The sequence below is a fragment of the Pseudomonas sp. A214 genome (assembly GCF_900156295.1).
GTDB classification, from domain to species: Bacteria; Pseudomonadota; Gammaproteobacteria; order Pseudomonadales; family Pseudomonadaceae; genus Aquipseudomonas; species Aquipseudomonas rhizophila.
In genome coordinates this window covers 2142112-2165398 of sequence record NZ_LT707062.1, presented here as the reverse complement: position 1 = coordinate 2165398, position 23287 = coordinate 2142112, and the positions used below count along the sequence as shown (strand labels likewise).

The 23287-nt window shown below is 61.1% G+C and carries 20 protein-coding genes; 17 read left to right on the top strand and 3 right to left on the bottom strand.

Annotated features, from left to right (window positions below; translation table 11 throughout):
• Positions 1 to 64: 64 nt before the first annotated feature.
• The 9 genes from BW979_RS09680 (at position 65) to BW979_RS09640 (ending at position 10134) form a co-directional block, all read left to right on the top strand.
• Entirely contained in the window at positions 65 to 820 is a 756-nt protein-coding gene (locus tag BW979_RS09680; protein WP_047227030.1) for a DeoR/GlpR family transcriptional regulator, read from the top strand.
• A gap of 329 nt (positions 821 to 1149) precedes the next feature.
• On the top strand, positions 1150 to 2688 hold the full coding sequence (glpD, locus tag BW979_RS09675; RefSeq protein WP_076383707.1) for a glycerol-3-phosphate dehydrogenase: 1539 nt from the start codon (positions 1150 to 1152) through the stop codon (positions 2686 to 2688).
• 446 nt (positions 2689 to 3134) lie between these two features.
• Positions 3135 to 4049: a glutamate/aspartate ABC transporter substrate-binding protein gene (locus BW979_RS09670; protein WP_047227033.1), complete on the top strand. Its 915-nt coding sequence runs from the start codon at positions 3135 to 3137 to the stop codon at positions 4047 to 4049.
• 193 nt (positions 4050 to 4242) lie between these two features.
• Positions 4243 to 4989 carry an amino acid ABC transporter permease gene (locus BW979_RS09665; RefSeq protein WP_047227034.1) on the top strand — a complete coding sequence of 249 codons (747 nt, stop codon included), beginning with the start codon at positions 4243 to 4245 and terminating at the stop codon, positions 4987 to 4989.
• Positions 4989 to 5660: an amino acid ABC transporter permease gene (locus BW979_RS09660; protein ID WP_047227035.1), complete on the top strand. Its 672-nt coding sequence runs from the start codon at positions 4989 to 4991 to the stop codon at positions 5658 to 5660. The genes BW979_RS09665 and BW979_RS09660 overlap by 1 nt, the downstream gene beginning before the upstream one ends.
• On the top strand, positions 5657 to 6391 hold the full coding sequence (locus BW979_RS09655; protein WP_047227036.1) for an amino acid ABC transporter ATP-binding protein: 735 nt from the start codon (positions 5657 to 5659) through the stop codon (positions 6389 to 6391). The genes BW979_RS09660 and BW979_RS09655 overlap by 4 nt, the downstream gene beginning before the upstream one ends.
• 160 nt (positions 6392 to 6551) lie before the next feature.
• The gene (locus BW979_RS09650; protein ID WP_047227037.1) at positions 6552 to 8453 is read left to right on the top strand and encodes a sensor histidine kinase; all 1902 of its coding nucleotides are present in this window, start codon (positions 6552 to 6554) and stop codon (positions 8451 to 8453) included.
• Positions 8450 to 9778: a sigma-54-dependent transcriptional regulator gene (locus BW979_RS09645; RefSeq protein ID WP_047227038.1), complete on the top strand. Its 1329-nt coding sequence runs from the start codon at positions 8450 to 8452 to the stop codon at positions 9776 to 9778. Before BW979_RS09650 ends, BW979_RS09645 begins: the two co-directional genes overlap by 4 nt.
• 26 nt (positions 9779 to 9804) lie before the next feature.
• Positions 9805 to 10134 (top strand): GlpM family protein, encoded by a 330-nt coding sequence (locus BW979_RS09640; protein WP_171061330.1) that lies wholly within the window; start codon positions 9805 to 9807, stop codon positions 10132 to 10134.
• 31 nt (positions 10135 to 10165) lie between these two features.
• Here the strand turns inward: BW979_RS09640 and BW979_RS09635 are convergent, their stop codons facing one another.
• Together BW979_RS09635 and BW979_RS09630 are read right to left on the bottom strand one after the other, a co-directional pair.
• Positions 10166 to 10780: an NAD(P)-dependent oxidoreductase gene (locus BW979_RS09635; protein ID WP_047227040.1), complete on the bottom strand. Its 615-nt coding sequence runs from the start codon at positions 10778 to 10780 to the stop codon at positions 10166 to 10168.
• Positions 10781 to 10876: 96 nt separating this feature from the next.
• Positions 10877 to 11755 (bottom strand): MBL fold metallo-hydrolase, encoded by an 879-nt coding sequence (locus tag BW979_RS09630; protein WP_076383705.1) that lies wholly within the window; start codon positions 11753 to 11755, stop codon positions 10877 to 10879.
• A gap of 112 nt (positions 11756 to 11867) precedes the next feature.
• On the opposite strand from BW979_RS09630, the gene BW979_RS09625 reads away from it, so the two are divergent.
• The 8 genes from BW979_RS09625 (at position 11868) to BW979_RS09590 (ending at position 22092) form a co-directional block, all read left to right on the top strand.
• Entirely contained in the window at positions 11868 to 12773 is a 906-nt protein-coding gene (locus BW979_RS09625; protein ID WP_076383704.1) for a LysR family transcriptional regulator, read from the top strand.
• A 220-nt stretch (positions 12774 to 12993) separates the two neighbouring features.
• Positions 12994 to 14502: a sigma-54-dependent transcriptional regulator gene (locus BW979_RS09620; RefSeq protein WP_047227043.1), complete on the top strand. Its 1509-nt coding sequence runs from the start codon at positions 12994 to 12996 to the stop codon at positions 14500 to 14502.
• A gap of 430 nt (positions 14503 to 14932) precedes the next feature.
• Positions 14933 to 15316 carry a glycine cleavage system protein GcvH gene (gene gcvH / locus BW979_RS09615; protein ID WP_047227044.1) on the top strand — a complete coding sequence of 128 codons (384 nt, stop codon included), beginning with the start codon at positions 14933 to 14935 and terminating at the stop codon, positions 15314 to 15316.
• 10 nt (positions 15317 to 15326) lie between these two features.
• Entirely contained in the window at positions 15327 to 18176 is a 2850-nt protein-coding gene (gene gcvP / locus BW979_RS09610) for an aminomethyl-transferring glycine dehydrogenase (protein WP_076383703.1), read from the top strand.
• Positions 18177 to 18362: 186 nt separating this feature from the next.
• Positions 18363 to 19739: an L-serine ammonia-lyase gene (locus BW979_RS09605; RefSeq protein WP_047227046.1), complete on the top strand. Its 1377-nt coding sequence runs from the start codon at positions 18363 to 18365 to the stop codon at positions 19737 to 19739.
• A 39-nt stretch (positions 19740 to 19778) separates the two neighbouring features.
• Positions 19779 to 20903 (top strand): glycine cleavage system aminomethyltransferase GcvT, encoded by a 1125-nt coding sequence (gene gcvT, locus BW979_RS09600; RefSeq protein WP_076383702.1) that lies wholly within the window; start codon positions 19779 to 19781, stop codon positions 20901 to 20903.
• 394 nt (positions 20904 to 21297) lie between these two features.
• Complete coding sequence (locus tag BW979_RS09595) at positions 21298 to 21510, top strand: cold-shock protein (RefSeq protein ID WP_047227048.1); 213 nt, start codon at positions 21298 to 21300, stop codon at positions 21508 to 21510.
• A gap of 93 nt (positions 21511 to 21603) precedes the next feature.
• Positions 21604 to 22092 carry an RDD family protein gene (locus tag BW979_RS09590; RefSeq protein ID WP_047227123.1) on the top strand — a complete coding sequence of 163 codons (489 nt, stop codon included), beginning with the start codon at positions 21604 to 21606 and terminating at the stop codon, positions 22090 to 22092.
• Positions 22093 to 22141: 49 nt separating this feature from the next.
• Here BW979_RS09590 and nadA read toward each other — a convergent pair whose 3' ends face one another.
• Positions 22142 to 23200 carry a quinolinate synthase NadA gene (gene nadA / locus BW979_RS09585; protein WP_047227049.1) on the bottom strand — a complete coding sequence of 353 codons (1059 nt, stop codon included), beginning with the start codon at positions 23198 to 23200 and terminating at the stop codon, positions 22142 to 22144.
• Between the last annotated feature and the right edge of the window lie 87 nt (positions 23201 to 23287).

Below are 23287 nucleotides of genomic sequence, written 5' to 3'. Positions count from 1 at the left end.
TGGTCGGGAGGGGATTCCTGCGGCATCATGGGCAAATTTTGTATGGCAGCCCAAAGGAAGCCCCATGAATCTGCCTCCCCGTCAGCAGCAAATCCTCGAACTGGTCCGCGAACGCGGCTACGTCAGCATCGAGGAAATGGCGCAGCTATTCGTTGTCACCCCGCAGACCATCCGCCGCGACATCAATCAATTGGCGGAATTGAACCTGCTGCGTCGCTACCACGGCGGCGCGGCCTATGATTCGAGCGTTGAGAACACCGCCTACGCCATGCGCGCCGATCAGATGCGCGACGAGAAGCAACGCATCGCCGAAGCCATTGCCGCCCAGATCCCTGACCATGCCTCGCTGTTCATCAACATCGGCACCACCACCGAATCCATCGCCCGGGCGCTGCTCAATCACAACCACCTGAAGGTCATCACCAACAATCTGCACGTAGCTTCGATCCTCAGCGCCAAGGACGACTTCGAAGTCCTGATCGCAGGTGGAAATGTCAGACGCGACGGAGGCGTGGTAGGCCAGGCCAGCGTCGACTTCATCAACCAGTTCAAGGTCGACTTCGCCCTGGTGGGCATCAGCGGGATCGATGAAGACGGCAGCCTGCTGGATTTTGACTACCAGGAAGTGCGGGTCTCCCAGGCGATCATCGCCAACGCCCGGCAGGTGCTGCTGGCGGCGGACTCCAGCAAATTCGGGCGCAACGCCATGGTCAGGCTGGGACCGATCAGCCTGATCGACTGCCTGGTGACCGATCAGCAACCCGTGCCGGCCCTGGCGCAATTGCTGAGCCAGCACAAGATTCGGTTGGAAGTGGTCTGAGCCCCCCCCGAAACCCTGTGGCGAGGGGATTTATCCCCGCTTGGGCTGCGCAGCGGCCCCAATACAGTCAACTCAATTTGCCTCATATACCGAGTCGCCTGGCTTTAGGGCTGCTGTGAGCCCAGCGGGGATAAATCCCCTCGCCACAAAAGCATCTCCGACCATATCAGCGACCCGCTTCATGTTCGAAAATTTTCCTTTCAGCTTCCTTTGATCAGTATTTTCAATCGAAGTCTGCTGGCTGTTGCCGAGTTTATGGGCTAGTATTTTCGCAAATGAACATTAATGTTCGAATTCAAATATTTCGAAAAAAAGCCCGAGGCCAGCCGATGCCCACTTCTACCTCGCCTACGCCCCCTCTCGCTGAGGTTTACGACGTCGCCGTCATTGGCGGCGGGATCAACGGCGTGGGGATTGCCGCAGACGCAGCGGGTCGCGGCCTCTCGGTGTTCCTTTGCGAAAAGGACGACCTGGCCAGCCACACCTCCTCGGCCAGCAGCAAGCTGATCCATGGCGGCCTGCGCTACCTCGAACATTACGAATTCCGTCTGGTGCGCGAAGCGCTGGCCGAGCGCGAAGTGCTGTTGACCAAGGCTCCGCACATCGTCAAGCAGATGCGCTTCGTCTTGCCCCATCGTCCGCACTTGCGCCCCGCCTGGATGATTCGCGCCGGCCTGTTCCTCTACGATCACCTGGGCAAGCGCGAACAACTTGCCGGTTCCAAAAGCCTGAAATTCGGCGCCGACAGCGCGCTGAAAAGCGAGATTACCAAAGGCTTTGAATACTCCGACTGCTGGGTCGACGATGCGCGCCTGGTGGTGCTCAACGCCATGGCCGCCCGGGAAAAAGGCGCCCATGTCCACACTCGCACACGTTGCGTGAACGCCCGTCGCAGTAAAGGTTTGTGGCATTTGCATCTGGAACGCGCCGACGGCAGCCTGTTTTCGATCCGCGCCAAGGCGCTGGTCAACGCGGCCGGTCCTTGGGTTGCCAAGTTCATTCGCGACGACCTGAAGCTGGAGTCGCCTTACGGCATTCGTCTGATCCAGGGCAGCCACCTGATCGTGCCGAAACTCTACGAAGGCGAGCACGCGCACATTCTTCAGAACGAAGACCAGCGCATCGTCTTCACCATTCCGTATCTGAACCAGTTCACCTTGATCGGCACGACCGACCGCGAATACACCGGCGACCCGGCCAAAGTGGCGATCACCGAGGGCGAAACCGATTATTTGCTCAAAGTGGTCAACGCGCACTTCAAGAAGCAGATCAGCCGCGACGATATCCTGCACAGCTATTCCGGTGTTCGGCCGTTGTGCAACGATGAATCCGACAACCCATCGGCCGTCACCCGGGACTACACCCTGGCGCTGTCGGGCAGTGCGGACGAAGCCCCGCTGCTGTCGGTGTTCGGCGGCAAGCTGACCACCTACCGCAAACTGGCCGAATCGGCCATGGCGCAGTTGGCCCCGTATTTTACCCAGATGCGCCCCAGCTGGACTGCCGTAGCTACCCTCCCCGGCGGCGAAAACATGACCACCCCGCAAGCGCTGTGCTCGGCGATTCGTGACAAATTCGACTGGGTGCCGACCGAGCTTGCCCGTCGCTGGGCCACCACCTATGGCAGCCGCACCTGGCGCATGCTTGAAGGCGTGCACAACCTCGGTGACATGGGCGAATACATCGGAGCGGGCCTCTACACCCGGGAAGTCGACTACCTGTGCAGCGATGAATGGGCCATCGATGCCCACGATATCCTGTGGCGCCGCAGCAAACTTGGCTTGTTCACCACCGCGGCCGAACAGCAGAAGCTGCAGCAATACCTGGACAAGGTGGAGCACAACCGTCGCAAGATCGAAGCGGCCTGATCGGTTAACCGCTTATACGAAAGCCCCTGAATCTGGCGATTCAGGGGCTTTTTGCTATCTGGCATACACCGCCGCCCTCTGTGGGAGCGAGCCTGCTCGCGATGAGGCCATCAACTTCAACATAAGTCTCGCCAGGCAGACCGCTATCGCGAGCAGGCTCGCTCTCACAAGACATGGAGAGGCCGGAATGCATTCGGTTTTCCGAACAAGACTCACCAGTCAATTCGGCCAACCGGATAAACAGCCTGTGGAAAACATCAGAAAAAAGATTAATTACGTTTAAAAACAAACAGTTAATTTGAGTCAACTGGTCTGGCACGACTCATGCTCTACACTCCTTCGAGACGAATGCCTGCATGCCAACACAACAGGAGCTGCCAGGTACTTCGAAGCACTCAGGGCCGACGAACCGGCTGAATAAGAAAAACAATGTCGAGGAAATATCGATGCGCATCGTTCCCCATCTCCTGGGCGCAGCCATTGCTGCCGCTCTGATCAGCACCCCGGTTTTCGCTGCCGAACTGACCGGTACGCTGAAAAAGATCAAAGAGTCCGGCGTCATCACGCTCGGGCATCGCGACGCTTCCATTCCGTTTTCCTATATCGCGGACGCCTCCGGCAAACCGGTCGGCTATTCCCACGACATTCAGCTGAAAGTCGTCGAAGCCCTGAAAAAAGAACTGGACGTGCCGAACCTGCAGGTCAAGTACAACCTGGTGACCTCGCAAACCCGTATCCCACTGGTGCAAAACGGCACCGTCGACCTGGAATGCGGCTCCACCACCAACAACGTCGAGCGTCAACAGCAGGTTGATTTCTCCGTTGGCATCTTCGAGATCGGCACCAAGCTGCTGTCCAAGAAGGACTCCAAGTACAAGGACTTCGACGACCTCAAGGGCAAAAACGTCGTGACCACCGCCGGCACCACGTCCGAGCGCATCCTCAAGTCCATGAACGCCGACAAGCAGATGGGCATGAACGTGATCTCGGCCAAGGACCACGGCGAATCGTTCAACATGCTCGAAGGCGGTCGTGCCGTTGCCTTCATGATGGACGACGCCTTGCTGGCCGGTGAAATGGCCAAGGCCAAGAAACCAGGCGACTGGGCCGTGACCGGTACCCCGCAGTCCTTCGAAATCTACGGTTGCATGATGCGCAAGGGCGACGAGCCGTTCAAAAAAGCCGTCGATGACGCCATCAAGGCCACCTACGCTTCTGGTGAAATCAACAAGATCTACGAAAAATGGTTCATGCAGCCAATTCCGCCAAAAGGCCTGAACCTGAACTTCCCGATGAGCGAAGAGCTCAAGAAACTGATCGCCGAACCGACCGACAAAGCGGCCGACGAAAAGAAATCCTGATTCCTGACTAACCTTGTCCCCTGGAAGTGCTTTTGCGCTTTCAGGGGATGGTCACTCCCTGCTGGCATATCTGGAAACACTCGAACCGGTGGCTGTCGAGCCGATCGTGTGTGCCTGCCCTTCAAGGGTCAGGTGGGAATGGAGCTTCCCCAGGCGGGTATTTGCATATCGATCGATCTGAGGGGAGACCCTAATGAATTACAACTGGGACTGGGGCGTGTTCTTCAAGTCCACCGGCATCGGCAGCGAGATTTATCTCGACTGGTACGTGGCCGGCCTGGGCTGGACCATCGCCATCGCCGTCGCGGCCTGGATCATCGCCCTACTGCTGGGTTCGGTCCTGGGCGTGATGCGCACCGTGCCGAACCGGCTGGTGTCGGGTATCGCCACCGGCTACGTGGAGCTCTTTCGTAACGTACCGCTGCTGGTTCAGCTGTTCATCTGGTACTTCCTGGTGCCCGACTTGCTGCCTGCGGACCTGCAGGAGTGGTACAAGCAGGACCTGAACCCCACGACCTCGGCCTATCTGAGCGTCGTCGTGTGCCTGGGCCTGTTTACCGCCGCGCGGGTCTGCGAACAAGTTCGTACTGGTATTCAGGCGCTGCCGCGCGGCCAGGAATCCGCCGCACGGGCCATGGGCTTCAAGCTGCCGCAAATCTACTGGAACGTCCTGCTGCCCCAGGCCTACCGGATCATCATTCCGCCGCTTACCTCGGAATTCTTGAACGTCTTCAAGAACTCCTCCGTGGCCTCGCTGATCGGCCTGATGGAATTGCTTGCACAGACCAAACAGACCGCCGAGTTCTCCGCCAACCTGTTCGAAGCCTTCACCCTGGCGACACTGATCTACTTCACCCTGAACATGAGCCTGATGCTGCTCATGCGCATGGTCGAGAAGAAAGTCGCGGTGCCCGGCCTGATTTCCGTGGGGGGTAAATAATGGAACTCGACTTCACTGGCATCATCCCGGCCATTCCCGGTTTGTGGAACGGCATGGTGATGACGCTCAAGCTGATGGCCCTAGGCGTCGTTGGCGGGATCATCCTGGGGACTATCCTGGCGCTGATGCGCCTGTCCCACAACAAGCTGATCTCCAGCATTGCCGGGGCCTACGTCAACTATTTCCGCTCGATCCCGCTGCTGCTGGTCATCACCTGGTTCTATCTGGCGGTGCCGTTCGTTCTGCGCTGGATCACCGGCGAAGACACCCCTATCGGTGCGTTTGGCTCCTGCGTCGTGGCGTTCATGATGTTCGAGGCGGCCTACTTCTGCGAAATCGTGCGGGCCGGCGTGCAGTCGATCCCCAAGGGTCAGATGGGCGCCGCCCAGGCGCTGGGCATGAATTATGGCCAGACCATGCGCCTGATCATCCTGCCCCAGGCGTTTCGCAAGATGACCCCGCTGTTGTTGCAACAAAGCATCATCCTGTTTCAGGACACCTCGCTGGTCTACACCGTCGGTCTGGTGGATTTCCTCAATGCTTCGCGGGCCAATGGCGACATCATCGGCCGCTCCCATGAGTTCCTGATCATCGCAGGTCTCGTGTACTTCACAATCAGCTTTGCCGCCTCGCTGCTGGTCAAGCGTCTGCAAAAAAGGTTCGCCGTATGATCTCTATCAAGAACATCAACAAGTGGTATGGGGACTTCCAGGTACTGACCAATTGCAGCACCGAGGTCAGCAAGGGTGAAGTTGTGGTGGTGTGCGGCCCGTCGGGTTCGGGCAAGTCCACGCTGATCAAATGCGTGAACGCCCTGGAGCCGTTCCAGAAAGGCGACATCGTGGTCGACGGTACGTCCATCGCCGACCCGAAGACCAACCTGCCGAAACTGCGCTCGCGCGTTGGCATGGTGTTCCAGCACTTCGAGCTGTTCCCGCACCTGACCATCACCGAAAACCTGACCATCGCCCAGATCAAGGTACTGGGCCGCAGCAAGGAAGAAGCCACCCAGAAAGGCCTGCAACTGCTTGAGCGGGTCGGTCTGTCGGCCCATGCCCACAAGCACCCGGGCCAGCTCTCCGGCGGCCAACAGCAGCGCGTGGCGATTGCCCGTGCCCTGGCGATGGACCCGATCGTGATGCTGTTCGACGAACCGACCTCGGCCCTTGACCCGGAAATGGTCAACGAAGTGCTCGACGTGATGGTGCAACTGGCCCACGAAGGCATGACCATGATGTGCGTGACCCACGAAATGGGCTTTGCCCGCAAAGTGGCGAACCGGGTGATCTTCATGGACCAGGGCCAGATCATCGAAGACTGCGAGAAGGAAGAGTTCTTCGGCGACATCAGCGCCCGCTCCGAACGTGCGCAGCATTTCCTTGAGAAAATCCTGCAGCACTAAACAACACCGCTCCCCACTGTGGGAGCGAGCTTGCTCGCGATAGCGGACTGCCAGTCACCTTATTGTCGACTGATCAGCAGTCATCGCGAGCAAGCTCGCTCCCACAAGGGAGCAGTGTTGGTTTGTCGATTTGTGTTGTGGTTGACCCAAGGCTTCTGTGATGAAATGCGACCCCACTCTCTATCGCGCCGCGCCGCCATCACTCGCCGTGAAGCCTCGTCTGATTCGCCATCTGTTCCTGCCGCCGCTGATCATTGCCCTGATGATCGGCCTGGGTTACCTCGGCTTCTGGATCAGTGAGCACTACGGCATTCGCAGTCTGGGCGAGAACGGCGAGCGCCAGTTGGAGCTGCACGCCCGTGCGGTCGAGAGCGAGATCAGCAAATACACCTACCTGCCCAGCCTGCTGGAGCTTGAATCCAGCGTATCGCAACTGCTCGACGACCCCACGCCCGAGCATCGCAAGACCGTCAACGAATACCTCGAAGGCCTGAACCGGCGCAGCCGCAGTCGGGCCATTTATGTGATGGACACCACAGGCCGGGTCATGGCGACCAGCAACTGGCGCGACGTCGACAGTTACCTGGGTGAAGACCTGTCCTTTCGCGCCTATTTCCAGAACGCCGTACGCGGTCAGCCCGGGCGCTTCTATGGCATCGGCAGCACCAGCGGCGAGCCTGGTTATTACCTGGCCCATGGCCTGGAACAACAGGGCAAAATTATCGGCGTGGCGGTGGTCAAAGTGCGCCTGGAAGCCATGGAAGAGCGCTGGCAGCGCGCGCGCCTGGAAGCCTTCGTCAGCGACGAGAATGGCATCATCATTTTGTCCAGCGATCCGGCGCGGCGGCTCAAGTCCGTGCGACCGCTGAGCGACGAAACCAAAGAGCGCCTGGCCCGCAGCCTGCAATATTACTGGTTCCCACTGAACGAGCTGGTTCCCCTGGCTCGGGAACGGCTGGCCGAAGGCATGGAAAAACTGACCTTCCCGGCCAATGCCGAACTGGTGTCCGACGAGCGGCCCATCAGCTATCTGTCACAGACCCGCCCCCTGAGCGACACACCCTGGAATTTCACCCTGCTGACGCCACTTGAAGACCTGCGTCGCCAGGCAATCAACCAGGGCATCCTGGTGGCCGTAGCCTTCGCCCTGGTGGCTTTCCTGCTGATCGCCTGGAACGAGCGGCGCAAGGTCATCGCCACTCGCCTGGCTGCCCGGGAGGCCTTGCAGGAAGCCAACAACCAGCTCGAACGTCGGATTACCGAACGCACCACCGACCTGCGGGCCAGCAATGAACGGCTCAAGGGCCAGATCCGCGAACGGCGGCAGGCCGAAGAGACGTTGCGCCGGGCCCAGGACGAACTGGTGCAGGCTGGCAAACTCGCCGCCATTGGCCAGATGTCCACCAGCATCGCCCATGAACTCAACCAGCCGCTGGCCGCGCTGCGTACCCTGTCCGGCAATACCGTACGCTTTCTTGAGCGGGGCCAACTGGATATCGCCAGCGCCAACCTCAAGACCATCAACGACCTGATCGACCGCATGGGCCGGATCACCGCCAGCCTGCGCTCCTTCGCCCGGCGCGGGGACGATCAGGGCCGGGCCAGCCTCGGCAAGGCGGTCGAAGCCGCGCTGCAACTGCTGGGCGGCCGCCTCGAAAGCCTGAAGATCCAGGTGCATGCCGGTTACGATGACGTGCAGGTACAGATCGACCAGACGCGTCTTGAACAAATCCTGGTGAACCTGATCGGCAACGCCCTGGACGCCATGCAGAGCCAACCCGAGCCGCGGCTGTGGCTTGAAGGCACTGCCTCGGATGGCAAATATCGCCTGCGGGTGCGGGACAACGGCCATGGCATCGATCCCGAGGCGCGCAAACATTTGTTCGAACCCTTCTTCACCACCAAACCTGGCGAACAGGGCCTGGGCCTGGGCCTGACCCTTTCGGCGAGCCTGGCCGCCGCCGCGGGCGGGCATCTGGAGGTCGAACACCCGGCCGAAGGTGGAACCACGTTTGCCCTCAGTTTACCGTTGGTAAGCCCTTTACCTGCCGAGCAGCCATGAATAACGACCTGAGCGTACTGATCGTCGAAGACGACCCCCATGTCCTGCTGGGTTGCCAGCAGGCCCTGTCCCTGGAAGACATTCCCTGCATCGGCGTGGGCAGCGCCGAAGAGGCCCTGGAGCGGGTCGGCGATGACTTTGCCGGCATCGTCATCAGCGACATTCGCCTGCCGGGCATCGATGGCCTGGAGCTGCTGACCCGCCTCAAGGCCCGGGACCGCAGCCTGCCGGTGGTGCTGATCACCGGCCACGGCGACATCTCCATGGCCGTCGGCGCCATGCAAAAAGGCGCCTATGACTTCATGGAGAAACCCTTCTCCCCCGAACGCCTGGTGGACGTCGCCCGCCGCGCCCTGGAGCAACGCAGCCTGGCCCGGGAGGTTTCATCGCTGCGCCGGCAACTGGCCGAACGCGACTCCCTGGAAGGCCGGATCATCGGCCGTTCACCGGCCATGCAGCACCTGCGAGAACTGATCGCCAACGTAGCCGACACCTCGGCCAACGTGCTGATCGAAGGTGAAACCGGCACCGGCAAGGAACTGGTCGCGCGCTGCCTGCACGACTTCAGCCGACGTCACAGCAAACAATTCGTCGCGCTCAACTGCGGCGGCCTGCCGGAGAACCTGTTCGAAAGCGAGATTTTCGGCCACGAAGCCAACGCCTTTACCGGCGCCGGCAAACGACGGATCGGCAAGATCGAGCACGCCGACGGCGGCACGCTGTTTCTCGATGAAGTGGAAAGCATGCCCCTGCCCTTGCAGATCAAGTTGCTGCGGGTGTTGCAGGAACGCACCCTCGAGCGGCTGGGTTCGAACCAGAGTGTGGCCGTGGATTGCCGGGTCATCGCCGCCACCAAGTCCGACCTGGATGAACTGGGCCGGGCCGGGCAGTTTCGCAGCGACTTGTATTACCGCCTCAACGTGGTGACCCTGGAACTGCCGCCCCTGCGCGAGCGCCGCGAAGACATTCTGCAACTGTTCGAGCATTTCCTGCAGCAGTCGTCCCTGCGTTTCGACCGCACGGTGCCGGAGCTGGACAACCAGACGCTGTCCAACCTGATGAGCCACGACTGGCCGGGCAACGTGCGGGAACTGCGCAACGTCGCCGAGCGCTATGCACTCGGCCTGCCGGCCTTCAAGAAGTCGGGTGCCAGCGGCGCCAGCCAGGGCCTGGCCTTCGCCGAAGCGGTGGAAGCCTTCGAACGCAACCTGCTGGTGGACGCCCTGCAACGCAGCGGTGGCAACCTGACCCAGGCCAGTCTCGAACTGGGCATGGCCAAGACCACGCTGTTCGACAAAGTCAAAAAATATGGCCTGAGCCATTAACCTGGGACAGTAAACCTGTGGACCTGATTTTCAAAGCAACGCTCGGTGCCGCCGTGGTGGTCATTCTGGCGATGCTCGCCAAGACCAAGAACTATTACATCGCCGGGCTGGTGCCACTGTTTCCCACCTTCGCCCTGATCGCCCACTACATTGTCGGCAAGGGCCGCTCGGTGGACGATCTGAAAACCACCATCGTGTTTGGCATGTGGTCGATCATCCCCTACTTCGTCTACCTGGCGACGCTGTATGTGATGGTCGACCGGATGCGCCTGGAGGCTTCGCTGGCCGTGGCGGCGGTGGCGTGGCTGATGGCGGCGACGGTGCTGGTCAGCGTGTGGATGAGACTCCACAGCTGACCCCGTAGGAGCGCCTGTCCTAACCAGTGGCTCAATAACCGACGGTAAAGCGCTGCCGTGAAAACTGCGGCGTCTCCACTTCATCGATCATTGCAATGGCGTAATCGGCAAAGCTGATCCAGCTGCGCCCGGCGGCGTCGAACAGCAGGTGATCCTTGCCGATACGGAACTGACCGGTGCGCTCGGTCTCGACGAACTCCGCCGAGGGCGAGAGGAAGGTCCAGTCCAGGTCCTGTTCCTTGAGCAGCACGTCCAGGAACAATGCTCCGGCGCTGGCTTCGGCGAGGTATTCTTCAGGGAAGCCTTCGCTGTCGATCACACGGCTATTGTCCGGCAGCAGCAACGAACCGGCCCCGCCCACCACCAGCAAGCGCTTGACCCCGGCAGCCTTGATTGGGGCGATGACCTTGTCGGCCGGCACGGTGGCGAAATGGGCGGCGCAGATCACCACATCATGACCGGCTACCGCTGCGATTAAGGCCTCGCTGTCCAATACATCCAACTGCTGGCTGACCACACCGGCCCTCTTACCGATCTTGGCCGTGTTACGGGCAATGGCCGTCACGCTGTGGCCACGACGCAGGGCTTCTTCCAACAACTGGCTGCCGGCCCGACCGGTGGCGCCGATGATTGCGATTTTGCTCATGATGTTCTCCATTGGTTAGCGATGTTGAAATACAGGCTCTTGTGGCGAGGGGATTTATCCCCTCGCCACAACGGTGCTCTGATCAAAGATCGGTATTCACCACTTCATCTCACCCTTGGCCACCTTGGCACTGAGCTCCAGGGAGCTGTCTTCCCCCAGATCGGGGTAGCGCTGCTTCATGGCGGCGATCAGGGCGGCGGAGCCCTTGGCTTTGGCGGTTTCTTCGTCGAAGGCCTTGATGTACTCGGCGGTGAATTTCACCGGAGCCAGAGACCGGGCACTATCACCCAGGTAATGGCCGGGAATCACAGTGTTCGGTTGCAGTTTTTCAATGCCCTCCAGCGTCGCCAGCCAATCCTTGTGGGACTGCGGTGTCTGCGTGTCGGCCATCCAGACGTGAATGTTCTCGGCCACCACGACGCCGCCGACCACCGCCTTGATCGACGGGATCCACACGAAGCTGCGGTCCGGTTGCGGGCCATCAAGACCGATGATCTGCAAGCGCTTGCCCTCCAGGGTCAGGCTGTCGCCCTTGAGTACCTGGGGTACGATCGCTTTGCTCGGCGCATCGCCCTTGAGGATCGGCCCCCAATATTTCAACTTGCCGTCCATGGTGTGCTTGATGTGTTCGACGGTCGGCGCAGAGGCCAGCACCTTGGCATCCGGGAACGCGGCGGTCAGGGTCTCCAGACCAAAATAGTAGTCGGGATCACCGTGGCTGATGTAGATCGTGGTCAATTGCTTGCCGCTGGCGCGGATTTTCTGCACCACCTGTTCGGCCTGGGACTTGCCGAACTGGGCGTCCACCAACACCACTTCTTTTTCCCCACTGACCAATACCGAGGTCACCGGGAAAACGGCCGCCGCGCCAGGGTTGTAGACCTCCAGGGCAAGATCGGCTGCCCAGGTGTTGGCCGCAAAAATCATCGAAGCGCTGGTCAGCAGCAGACGCTTGAATAAGGTGGATCCGGTCATGTTGTGCTCCGTTGTGCATAAGCCCGATTGGGAATGAGCGCAGCTTAGGGACCTGACTCGTTTCAAAAAATGCGATGCTTGGACATAGTTTGTTTCTGAAATCGGGCAAATCATGGATCGTCTACAAGCAATGCAAGTGTTCGTCGCCGTGGTGGAACTGGGCAGTCAGTCGGCGGCAGCCGAACACCTGGACCTGTCACGACCGGTGGTGTCACGGTATCTGGCGGAACTGGAAGACTGGGTCGGTGCCCGGCTGATGCATCGCACCACCCGCAAATTGAGCCTGACGGCCGCGGGTTTGGAGATCCTGCCGCGCTGTCGGCAGATGCTGGATCTGTCCGGCGACATGCAGGCCGCCGTCAGTACGTCGGACGACGCGCCACGGGGCATGCTGCGCATCAGCGCCAGCACCTCGTTCGGCCAGGCCCAATTGGCGGCAGCCATGACCGAGTTCGTCGTGCGCTACCCAGGGGTCAGCGTCGACCTGCAAATGCTCGACCGCACCGTGAACCTGGTGGACGAGCGCATCGACCTGGCGATCCGCATGAGCAACGACCTGGACCCGAACCTGATTGCCCGGCGCCTCACAGTCTGTCGCTCGGTGATCTGCGCCTCGCCCGGCTACCTGCGTGAACACCCAACGCCCCAATGGGTCGAGGATTTGAGCCGGCACAACTGCCTGACCCACTCCTACGTCGGCAAGAGCCTGTGGCATTTCGAGCAGGACGGCGAGCAGGTCTCGGTGCCGGTGCAGGGCAACATCAGCGCCAACGAGGCCAGCACATTGCTGCAGGCAACGATAGCCGGTGCGGGCGTGGCGATGCTGCCCAGCTACCAGGCCGGCACCCACATCAAGAACGGCGAACTGATCCGCCTGTTGCCCCACGCCGAACCCCGCCGGATGAACATGTACGCGGTGTATGCCTCACGCAAACACATGCCGTCGGCGCTGCGCAGCCTGCTGGATTTTTTGGTGCTCAAATTTCCCGAGAGGCCGGAGTGGGATGTTGGGTTGTAAACGATAGCCGCCTCACCGCCAACTTCCTGTGGGAGCGAGCCTGCTCGCGATAGCGGTGCAACAGCCAATGGAGATGTGGACTGACCCTGCGCTATCGCGAGCAGGCTCGCTCCCACAATAGAGATCGGTGTATATCCTTGACCCTGCACCAGGATTTCACCAATAGCCCGCCCCAAGGCATACTTGCCACCCTCCGTATTCCAGAACCCAGAACCGCCCCATGCGTATCCACGTCAGTTTCATCGACCGCGTCGGCATTACCCAGGAAGTCCTGGCGCTGCTCGGTGGGCGCAATCTCAATCTGGATGCGGTGGAGATGGTGCCGCCCAACGTCTACATCGATGCCCCGACCCTCAGCCCGCAGGTGCTGGACGAATTACGCGAGGCGCTGTTCAGCGTGCGGGGCGTGCAGGCGGTCACCGTGGTGGACATCCTGCCCGGCCAGCGTCGGCATTTGCAGCTCGACGCCCTGCTCGCGGCCATGACCGACCCGGTACTGGCCCTCGACAGCGCCGGCCACGTATTGCTGGCCAACCCGGCGTTGATCGCCCTGTACGGGCGTGAACCGGCCGGGGAAAGTGTTGCCGAGCTGTTCGGTGACGAAGCCCTGTTGGTCGCTCTGCTGGAGAATGGTTTCCGCCTGCCGCTGCGGGAAATCACCCTCAACGGCCAGACCTTACTGCTGGACGCCACGCCCATTACAAACGCCGGTGCGTTGCTGACCCTCTATCAGCCAAACCGCATCGGCGAACGCCTGTCGGCGCTGCACCACGACCACGCCGAAGGGTTTGACGCGTTGCTGGGCGAATCCCCGGCGATCCGCACCCTCAAGGCCCGGGCCCAGCGGGTAGCGGCGTTGGATGCACCGTTACTGATCCAGGGCGAAACCGGCACGGGCAAAGAGCTGGTGGCCCGGGCCTGCCATGCCATCAGTGCCCGCCACGGCGCGCCGTTCCTGGCCCTGAACTGTGCGGCGCTGCCGGAGAATCTGGCCGAAAGTGAACTGTTCGGCTACGCCCCCGGCGCCTTCACCGGCGCGCAACGGGGTGGCAAGCCGGGGCTGATGGAACTGGCGAACCAGGGCACGGTATTTCTCGATGAAATCGGCGAGATGTCGCCCTACCTGCAAGCCAAGCTGCTGCGGTTCTTGAACGATGGCAGCTTCCGTCGGGTCGGCGGCGACCGGGAAATCAAGGTCAACGTGCGAATCCTCAGCGCGACCCACCGCAACCTGGAAAAAATGGTCAGCGAAGGTTCGTTCCGCGAAGACCTGTTCTATCGCCTGAACGTGCTCAACGTCGAAGTGCCGCCGCTGCGTGAGCGTGGCCAGGACATCTTGCTGCTGGCGCGCTACTTCATGCAGCAGGCCTGTGCGCAAATCCAGCGCCCGGTCTGCCGCTTGGCCCCCGGCACCTACCCGGCGCTGCTGGGCAACCGCTGGCCGGGCAATGTGCGGCAATTGCAGAACGTGATCTTCCGCGCCGCCGCCATCTGTGAAAGCAGCCTGGTGGACATTGGCGACCTGGACATTGCCGGCACGTCCGTGGCGCGCCAGGGTGACGTGGAAGTCGAGAGCCTTGAGCAAGCGGTGGAAGCCTTCGAAAAACATCTGCTCGAAAGCCTCTACGTCAACTACCCCTCGACCCGCCAGCTCGCCAGCCGCCTGCAAACCTCCCATACAGCGATTGCCCATCGGTTGCGTAAATACGGGATTTCCGGCAAGCCGTAAGCACGCTGCTGCCCTCTGTGGGAGCGAGCCTGCTCGCGATAGCGATGTATCAGTCAATATCCGTGCTGGCTGACCCACCGCTATCGCGAGCAGGCTCGCTCCCACATTGGGACCTGCGGCGTATCCGGAACCTGGCTCAAAAACGACCTCCACCTGTACTGAAAGCGCTACAGCGGAACGATATCGATACACTTGGCGCTAAACTGCGCCGCGCAAGGCTTTGATCCCACAACGATTTTTTCCAGGCGTATAGCTGTAGCGTTTTCGCTACAGCTCAATACAGCCTGCGCTCGACAGAACCAAGTAAGCCATTGATATATAAGTATTTATTAGCATTGGCCGCATTCTTGCTAAGGATATAACCATTCGGCCGGGCCAAGCCCCGCGCCTTTCTTCGCGTCCACCAGAGAATCTGGCCCCAGGAGTTTCCATGAGCGAGTTGCGTTTCACTGAAGATCACGAATGGCTGCGCACTGAAGCCGACGGCAGCGTTACCGTCGGTATTACCGCGTTTGCCCAGAACGCCTTGGGCGATGTGGTCTATGTTCAGTTACCGGAACTGCAAAGCTACGCCAAGGGTGACGAAGCCTCTACCGTGGAATCGGTGAAAGCCGCCAGCGGTGTGTACATGCCGCTGGACGGAGAAGTGCTGGAAGTGAACCCGGCCCTGGAAAGCAATCCGGAACTGGTCAACGAAGATCCGCTGGGCGAAGGCTGGTTTTTCCGATTCAAGCCCGCCGACGCCACCCAAGTTGACCAACTGCTGAATCAGGACGCCTATGACCGCCTGATCAAAGCCAACGCCGAAGCCTGAGGAGCGCAACATGACCGTTAATCTCGGCACCGCCAACGAATTCATCGCCCGCCACATCGGCCCGCGAGCCAGCGACGAGCAAGCCATGCTCGAGCGCCTGGGCTACGACTCCCTGGAAGCGTTGAGCGCCAGCGTCATTCCGGAAAGCATCAAGGGCACCAGCGTGCTGGACATGGGCGACGGCCAGAGCGAAGCCGATGCACTGGCCTCGATCAAGGCCATCGCCAGCAAGAACCAACTGTTCAAGACCTACATCGGCCAGGGCTACTACAACTGCCACACGCCAGCGCCGATCCTGCGCAACCTGCTGGAAAACCCGGCCTGGTACACCGCCTATACCCCCTACCAGCCGGAAATTTCCCAGGGCCGTCTCGAGGCACTGCTGAACTTCCAGACCTTGATCAGCGACCTGACCGGCCTGCCGATCGCCAACGCATCCTTGCTGGACGAAGCCACCGCCGCCGCCGAGGCCATGACCTTCTGCAAGCGCCTGAGCAAGAACAAGGGCAGCAATGCCTTCTTCGCTTCCCGCCATTGCCACCCGCAAACCCTCGATGTGCTGCGCACCCGTGCCGAGCCCTTGGGCATCGACGTGGTCGTGGGCGACGAACGCGAACTGACCGATGTCGGCAGTTTCTTCGGCGCGCTGTTGCAATACCCAGCCAGCAACGGTGACCTGTTCGATTACCGTGAACTGACCGAACGCTTCCATGCCGCCAACGCCCTGGTTGCTGTCGCCGCAGACCTGCTGGCCCTGACCCTGCTGACGGCACCGGGTGAGTTCGGCGCCGACGTGGCCATCGGCAGCGCCCAGCGCTTTGGCGTGCCATTGGGCTTTGGCGGCCCACACGCGGCGTATTTCTCTACCAAGGATGCCTTCAAGCGCGATATGCCGGGCCGCCTTGTGGGTGTTTCCGTGGACCGTTTCGGCAAGCCGGCCTTGCGCCTGGCGATGCAGACCCGCGAACAACACATCCGTCGCGAGAAAGCCACGAGCAACATTTGCACCGCCCAGGTCTTGCTGGCCAACATCGCCAGCATGTACGCCGTGTATCACGGCCCTAAAGGCCTGACTCAGATCGCCAACCGCATTCATCACCTCACCGCGATCCTCGCCAAGGGCTTGGGCGCCTTGGGTCTGGCTGTCGAGCAGGACAGCTTTTTCGACACCCTGACCCTGCACACCGGCGCGCAAACCGCTGCCCTGCACGACAAGGCGCGTGCCCAGCGCATCAACCTGCGCGTGGTGGACGCTGAACGCCTGGGCTTGTCCCTGGACGAAACCACCTGCCAGGCGGACGTCGAAACGCTGTGGAGCCTGTTGGCCGACGGCAAGGCCCTGCCGGACTTCGCCGCCCTGGCCGCCACCGTGCACAGCCGTATCCCGGCCGAGCTGGTGCGCCAGTCGGCGGTCCTCAGCCACCCGGTGTTCAACCGCTATCACTCCGAAACCGAGCTGATGCGCTACCTGCGCAAGCTCGCCGACAAGGACCTGGCCCTGGATCGCACCATGATCCCGCTGGGTTCCTGCACCATGAAACTCAACGCCGCCAGCGAAATGATCCCGGTGACCTGGGCCGAGTTCGGCGCCCTGCACCCGTTCGCCCCCGCCGAACAGAGCGCCGGCTACCAGCAACTGACCGACGAACTGGAAGCCATGCTCTGCGCTGCCACCGGTTACGACGCGGTGTCGTTGCAACCCAACGCCGGTTCCCAGGGTGAATACGCCGGTCTGCTGGCGATCCGCGCCTATCACCAGAGCCGTGGCGAAGACCGTCGCGATATCTGCCTGATCCCATCGTCGGCCCACGGCACCAACCCGGCCACCGCCAACATGGCCGGCATGCGTGTGGTCGTGACCGCCTGCGATGCTCGCGGCAACGTCGACATCGAAGACCTGCGGGCCAAGGCCACCGAGCACCGCGAACACCTCGCGGCGCTGATGATCACCTACCCGTCCACCCACGGTGTGTTCGAGGAAGGCATCCGCGAAATCTGCGGGATCATTCATGACAACGGCGGCCAGGTGTACATCGACGGCGCCAACATGAACGCCATGGTCGGCCTCTGCGCCCCGGGCAAGTTCGGTGGCGACGTGTCGCACCTGAACCTGCACAAGACCTTTTGCATTCCTCACGGCGGTGGCGGCCCGGGTGTCGGCCCGATCGGCGTCAAGTCCCACCTGGCACCGTTCCTGCCGGGCCACGCCAACATGGCGCGCAAGGAAGGCGCGGTGTGCGCGGCGCCATTTGGCAGCGCAAGCATCCTGCCGATCACCTGGATGTACATCCGCATGATGGGCGGTGCGGGCCTCAAGCGTGCCTCGCAGTTGGCAATCCTCAACGCCAACTACATTGCCCGCCGTCTGGAAGAACACTACCCGGTGCTCTACTCCGGCAGCAACGGCCTGGTGGCCCACGAATGTATCCTCGACCTGCGCCCGCTCAAGGACAGCAGCGGCATCAGCGTCGATGACGTAGCCAAGCGCCTGATCGACTTCGGCTTCCACGCCCCGACCATGTCGTTCCCGGTGGCCGGTACGCTGATGATCGAGCCGACCGAAAGCGAATCCAAGGAAGAACTGGACCGCTTCTGCGACGCCATGATCTGCATCCGCGAAGAAATCCGCGCGGTGGAAAACGGCAGCCTGGACAAAGACGACAACCCACTGAAAAACGCCCCCCACACCGCCGCGGAAATCGTCGGCGAGTGGACCCACCCCTATAGCCGCGAACAAGCGGTGTACCCGGTGGCGTCGTTGATCGACGGCAAATACTGGCCGCCGGTAGGCCGGGTCGACAACGTGTTCGGCGACCGCAACCTGGTCTGCGCCTGCCCGTCGATCGAAAGCTACGCTTGACCTGAGCGGAGGGCGATCTACCAGCCCTCCGAATCCTCTGTGGGAGCGAGCCTGCTCGCGATAGCGGCGTAACAGCCAATAGAGATGTTGCCTGACACTCCGCTATCGCGAGCAGGCTCGCTCCCACAAGGATCTATGCCAGACCTTAAACCGTCGATCCTCATAAAAAGAAACCGGAGAAACACCATGTCGTTAAGCGTGTTCGACCTGTTCAAAATCGGCATCGGCCCCTCCAGTTCCCACACGGTCGGCCCGATGCGTGCCGCTGCCCGTTTCGTCGAAGGGCTGCGTCGTGATGACCTGCTCAACACCACCGCCAGCGTCAAGGTCGAGCTCTACGGCTCACTCGGCGCCACCGGCAAAGGCCACGGCAGTGACAAGGCCGTGCTGCTGGGTCTGGAAGGCGAACACCCGGATACCGTGGACACTGAAACGGTCGACGCCCGCTTGCGAGAGATTCGCAGCAACGGGCGCCTGAACCTGCTGGGTGAACACTGCATTGAATTCAACGAAAAACTGCACCTGGCGATGATTCGCAAGCCGCTGCCTTTTCATCCCAACGGCATGATCTTCCGCGCCTTCGATGCGGCGGGCCTGCAGGTGCGCAGCCGCGAGTATTACTCGGTAGGCGGTGGTTTTGTCGTCGACGAAAGCGCTGCCGGCGCCGACCGTATCGTCGAAGATGCCACCCCCCTGACCTTCCCGTTCAAAAGCGCCAAGGACTTGTTGAGCCACTGCACCACCTATGGCTTGTCCATCAGCCAAGTGATGCTGACCAACGAAAGTGCCTGGCGCCCCGAAGCCGAAACCCGCGCCGGCCTGCTGAAGATCTGGCAGGTGATGCAGGATTGCGTGGCAGCCGGCTGCCGCAACGAAGGCATTCTGCCGGGCGGGCTGAAGGTCAAGCGCCGGGCGGCGGCGCTGCACCGTCAGTTGTGCAAGAACCCGGAGGCTGCCCTGCGCGACCCGCTGTCGGTGCTGGACTGGGTCAACCTGTATGCCCTGGCCGTCAACGAAGAAAACGCCTACGGTGGCCGCGTCGTCACCGCGCCGACCAACGGCGCGGCGGGAATCATCCCGGCCGTGCTGCATTACTACATGCGCTTCATCCCTGGGGCCAATGAAGACGGCGTGGTGCGGTTCCTGCTGACCGCCGCCGCCATCGGCATCCTGTACAAGGAAAACGCCTCCATCTCCGGCGCCGAAGTCGGTTGCCAGGGTGAAGTCGGCGTGGCCTGTTCCATGGCCGCCGGCGCCCTGTGCGAAGTGCTCGGCGGCAGCGTGCAGCAAGTGGAAAACGCCGCCGAAATCGGCATGGAACACAACCTCGGCCTGACCTGCGACCCCATCGGCGGCCTGGTGCAAGTGCCGTGCATCGAGCGCAACGCCATGGGCTCCGTGAAAGCCATCAATGCGGTGCGCATGGCCATGCGCGGCGACGGGCATCACTTCGTTTCCCTCGACAAAGTCATCCGCACCATGCGCCAGACCGGCGCCGACATGAAAAGCAAATACAAGGAGACCGCCCGCGGCGGTCTGGCGGTCAACATCATCGAATGCTGATGCGCTTGCCTCACTTCTACATTTTTTCCAGGAGCTGATATGTCCACCGAACCATTGCTGAAGACCCCGTTGCACGCCCTGCACCTCGAACTCGGCGCCCGCATGGTGCCGTTCGCCGGCTATGACATGCCGGTGCAATACCCATTGGGCGTGATGAAAGAACATCAGCACACCCGCGATCAGGCCGGGCTGTTCGACGTGTCCCACATGGGCCAAATTCGCCTGAGCGGCGCAAACGCCGCCAAAGCCTTGGAAACCCTGGTGCCGGTGGACATCATCGACCTGCCGGTGGGCATGCAGCGCTATGCCATGTTCACCAACGAAAACGGCGGCATCCTCGACGATCTGATGGTCGCCAACCTGGGCAACGACGAGCTGTTCCTGGTGGTCAACGCGGCCTGCAAGGAGCAGGACCTGGCCCACCTGCGCGCCCATATCGGCGACCCGTGCAGCATCGAGCCACTGTTCGAAGCCCGCGCCTTGCTCGCCCTGCAAGGCCCGGCCGCCGTCACCGTGCTTGCACGACTGGCGCCAGACGTGGCGAAGATGACCTTCATGCAGTTCCAGCGCGTCACGCTGCTGGGTATGGACTGCTTTGTCAGCCGTTCGGGTTACACCGGTGAAGACGGTTTCGAGATCTCGGTGCCCGCCGCCGAGGCCGAAAAGCTGGCCCGCGCCCTACTGGCAGAGCCGGAAGTGGCCGCCATCGGTCTGGGCGCTCGCGACTCCCTGCGCCTGGAAGCCGGCCTGTGCCTTTATGGCCACGACATGAACACCGAAACGACCCCGATCGAAGCCAGCCTGCTGTGGGCGATCTCTAAAGCCCGCCGCGCCGATGGCGTCAGGGCCGGTGGTTTCCCGGGCGCTGAAACCGTGTTCGCCCAGCAACAGGGCGGCGTGAAGCGCAAACGCGTCGGCCTGCTGCCCCAGGAACGCACACCCGTGCGCGAAGGTGCAGAGATCGTCGACGAAGCGGGCGAGATTATCGGTACGGTGTGCAGCGGCGGTTTCGGCCCGACCTTGGGCGCTCCGTTGGCGATGGGTTACCTGGACAGCGCCTATGTCGCACTGGATACGCCAGTCTGGGCCATCGTGCGTGGGAAAAAAGTGCCTTTGCTTGTAAGCAAAATGCCATTTGTTCCACAACGCTACTACCGCGGTTGATTGACTGTTTCTATACGTAACGCGGTTGCGTTATACGTGCACTAATGTGTAACGCAACCGCCATAAAAAGGTGCATCTACTCGATATTGAAATTGCACCTATTACGTTGAAAACAATTGAACTAGCCTATCGAATAAGCCCCAGCCCGCAGCCCCTGTAAATACGAGAATGCCGAGCAAATACGGGGCCTTCAGAGGGGGTTGTTTTTTTGTTCATAGTTGGCGTAGAGTTTGATCACTGTGTTTGCATGGGTCGCTTGGAACCGTGACCTGGGCAGTAGCTTATGAAGTTCGCTACATCCCGCTCGACGTCTCTTACTTTCCTGCAACCCAGCCCCAGTACTCTTTCATGTGGAAGAGGCTGTCATTAATTTAGCATCAAAGGAAATAAGAAAATGGCTGAGCGTCAGAACGGTATCGTCAAGTGGTTCAACGACGAGAAAGGTTTTGGTTTTATCACTCCTGACAGCGGTCCGGATCTGTTCGTGCATTTCCGCGCCATTCAGGGCAGCGGCTTCAAGAGCCTGAAAGAAGGCCAGAAAGTCACTTTCGTTGCTGTGCAAGGCCAGAAAGGCATGCAGGCTGACGAGGTTCAAGCCGAAGGCTAAGCTTTCGAGAAACAAAAAAGCCCCTGATTGATATCAGGGGCTTTTTTATGGGCGTAAATCCGTAAAATGGCCTCTTTTTCGTCCGAGGCCGTCATGCCCAAACACCTGCTCATCCCCCAAGGCGAGTTCCCTCCCGCCACCCTGGGCCGTCGCCTGGCCGCGATGTTCTATGACTTTTTGCTGTGCACAGCCCTGCTGATCGTCACTGGCGGCGTCTACAAGATGATTCAGATGGCGATCATCGGCGAAGAAAAAATGCGCGCCCTCACCGACGCCGGCGCACTGGACGGCGACCCGCTACTGTCCACCGTGCTGCTTTTCGTGCTGTTCGGCTTCTTCGCCAAGTTCTGGACCCACAACGGCCAGACCCTGGGCATGCAGGTGTGGTGCATTCGCGTGCAGAACGCCGATGGCACGGCGATCAGCCTGTGGCAGGCCCTGTTGCGATTTGTCGTGTCGATCGCCTCATTGCTGCTGGTGGGACTGGGCTTCATCTGGTCGCTGTTCGACAAGCGCAAGCGCACCTGGCATGACATCTACTCGGATACGCAGCTGGTGCGAATTCCCAAGAAAAAGAAATAGGTCGCAAGCTGCAAGCTTTGGACTTGCAGCTTGCAACTTGGAGCTACCTTCAGGCATTGCCCGCCAGCTTCATCCGCGCCGCCTGGGTGAAGTCCAGCATGCGCTTGAGCGGGCGAATGGCCTGGGGGATCAGCGCCGGGTCGACGAATATCTCGTTGGTGCCTTCCTGCAGGCTCTTGAGCGTGCGCTCCAGGGTATTCATCGCCATCCACGGGCAGTGCGCGCAACTGCGGCATGCCGCGCCGTTGCCGGCGGTGGGGGCTTCGATGAAGACCTTGTCGGGGCACAACTGCTGCATCTTGTAGAAGATGCCACGGTCAGTGGCGACGATCAGTGTTTTGTTTGGCAGGCTTTGGGCCGCGGCGATCAACTGGCTGGTGGAGCCCACCGCATCGGCCAGTTCAATCACCGAAGTTGGCGACTCGGGGTGCACCAGGATTGCGGCGTCCGGGTACAGCGCCTTCATGTCCTCCAACTGCTTGGACTTGAACTCTTCGTGAACGATGCAGGCGCCGTCCCAAAGCAGCATGTCGGCGCCGGTCTTGCGCTGGATATAAGTGCCCAGGTGCTTGTCGGGGCCCCAGATGATCGTCTCGCCGTTGTCCATCAGGCTCTCGACGATTTCCAGTGCGCAACTGGACGTCACCACCCAGTCGGCCCGGGCTTTGACCGCTGCCGACGTGTTGGCGTACACCACCACGGTGCGTTCCGGATGCTGGTCGCAGAACGCCGAGAACTCCTCCACCGGGCAACCCAGGTCCAGGGAGCACGTGGCTTCCAGGGTCGGCATCAATACGCGTTTTTCGGGGTTGAGGATCTTGGCGGTCTCGCCCATGAACTTGACCCCGGCCACCACCACGGTCTTGGCCGGATGGGCGTTGCCGAAGCGGGCCATTTCCAGGGAGTCGGACACACAGCCCCCGGTCTCTTCGGCCAGGGCCTGGATGATCGGGTCGCAGTAGAAGTGCGCGACCAGCACCGCATCCTGAGCCTTGAGCTCGGCGGCGATGGCGGCGCGGTACCAGGCCTCTTGCTCGGCGGTCAGCGGCTTGGGCTGTTTGGCGTCGAGATGGGCCTGAACCAGAAGGCGTTCGGAAATTTGCGTCATGTTCGCAAGACCTGCAGGCGCGTTTTGCGCGAAAGTCGAGTATACACCCGGCTCCGGACCACTCGGGTACCGCCGGGAAAGTGGGTA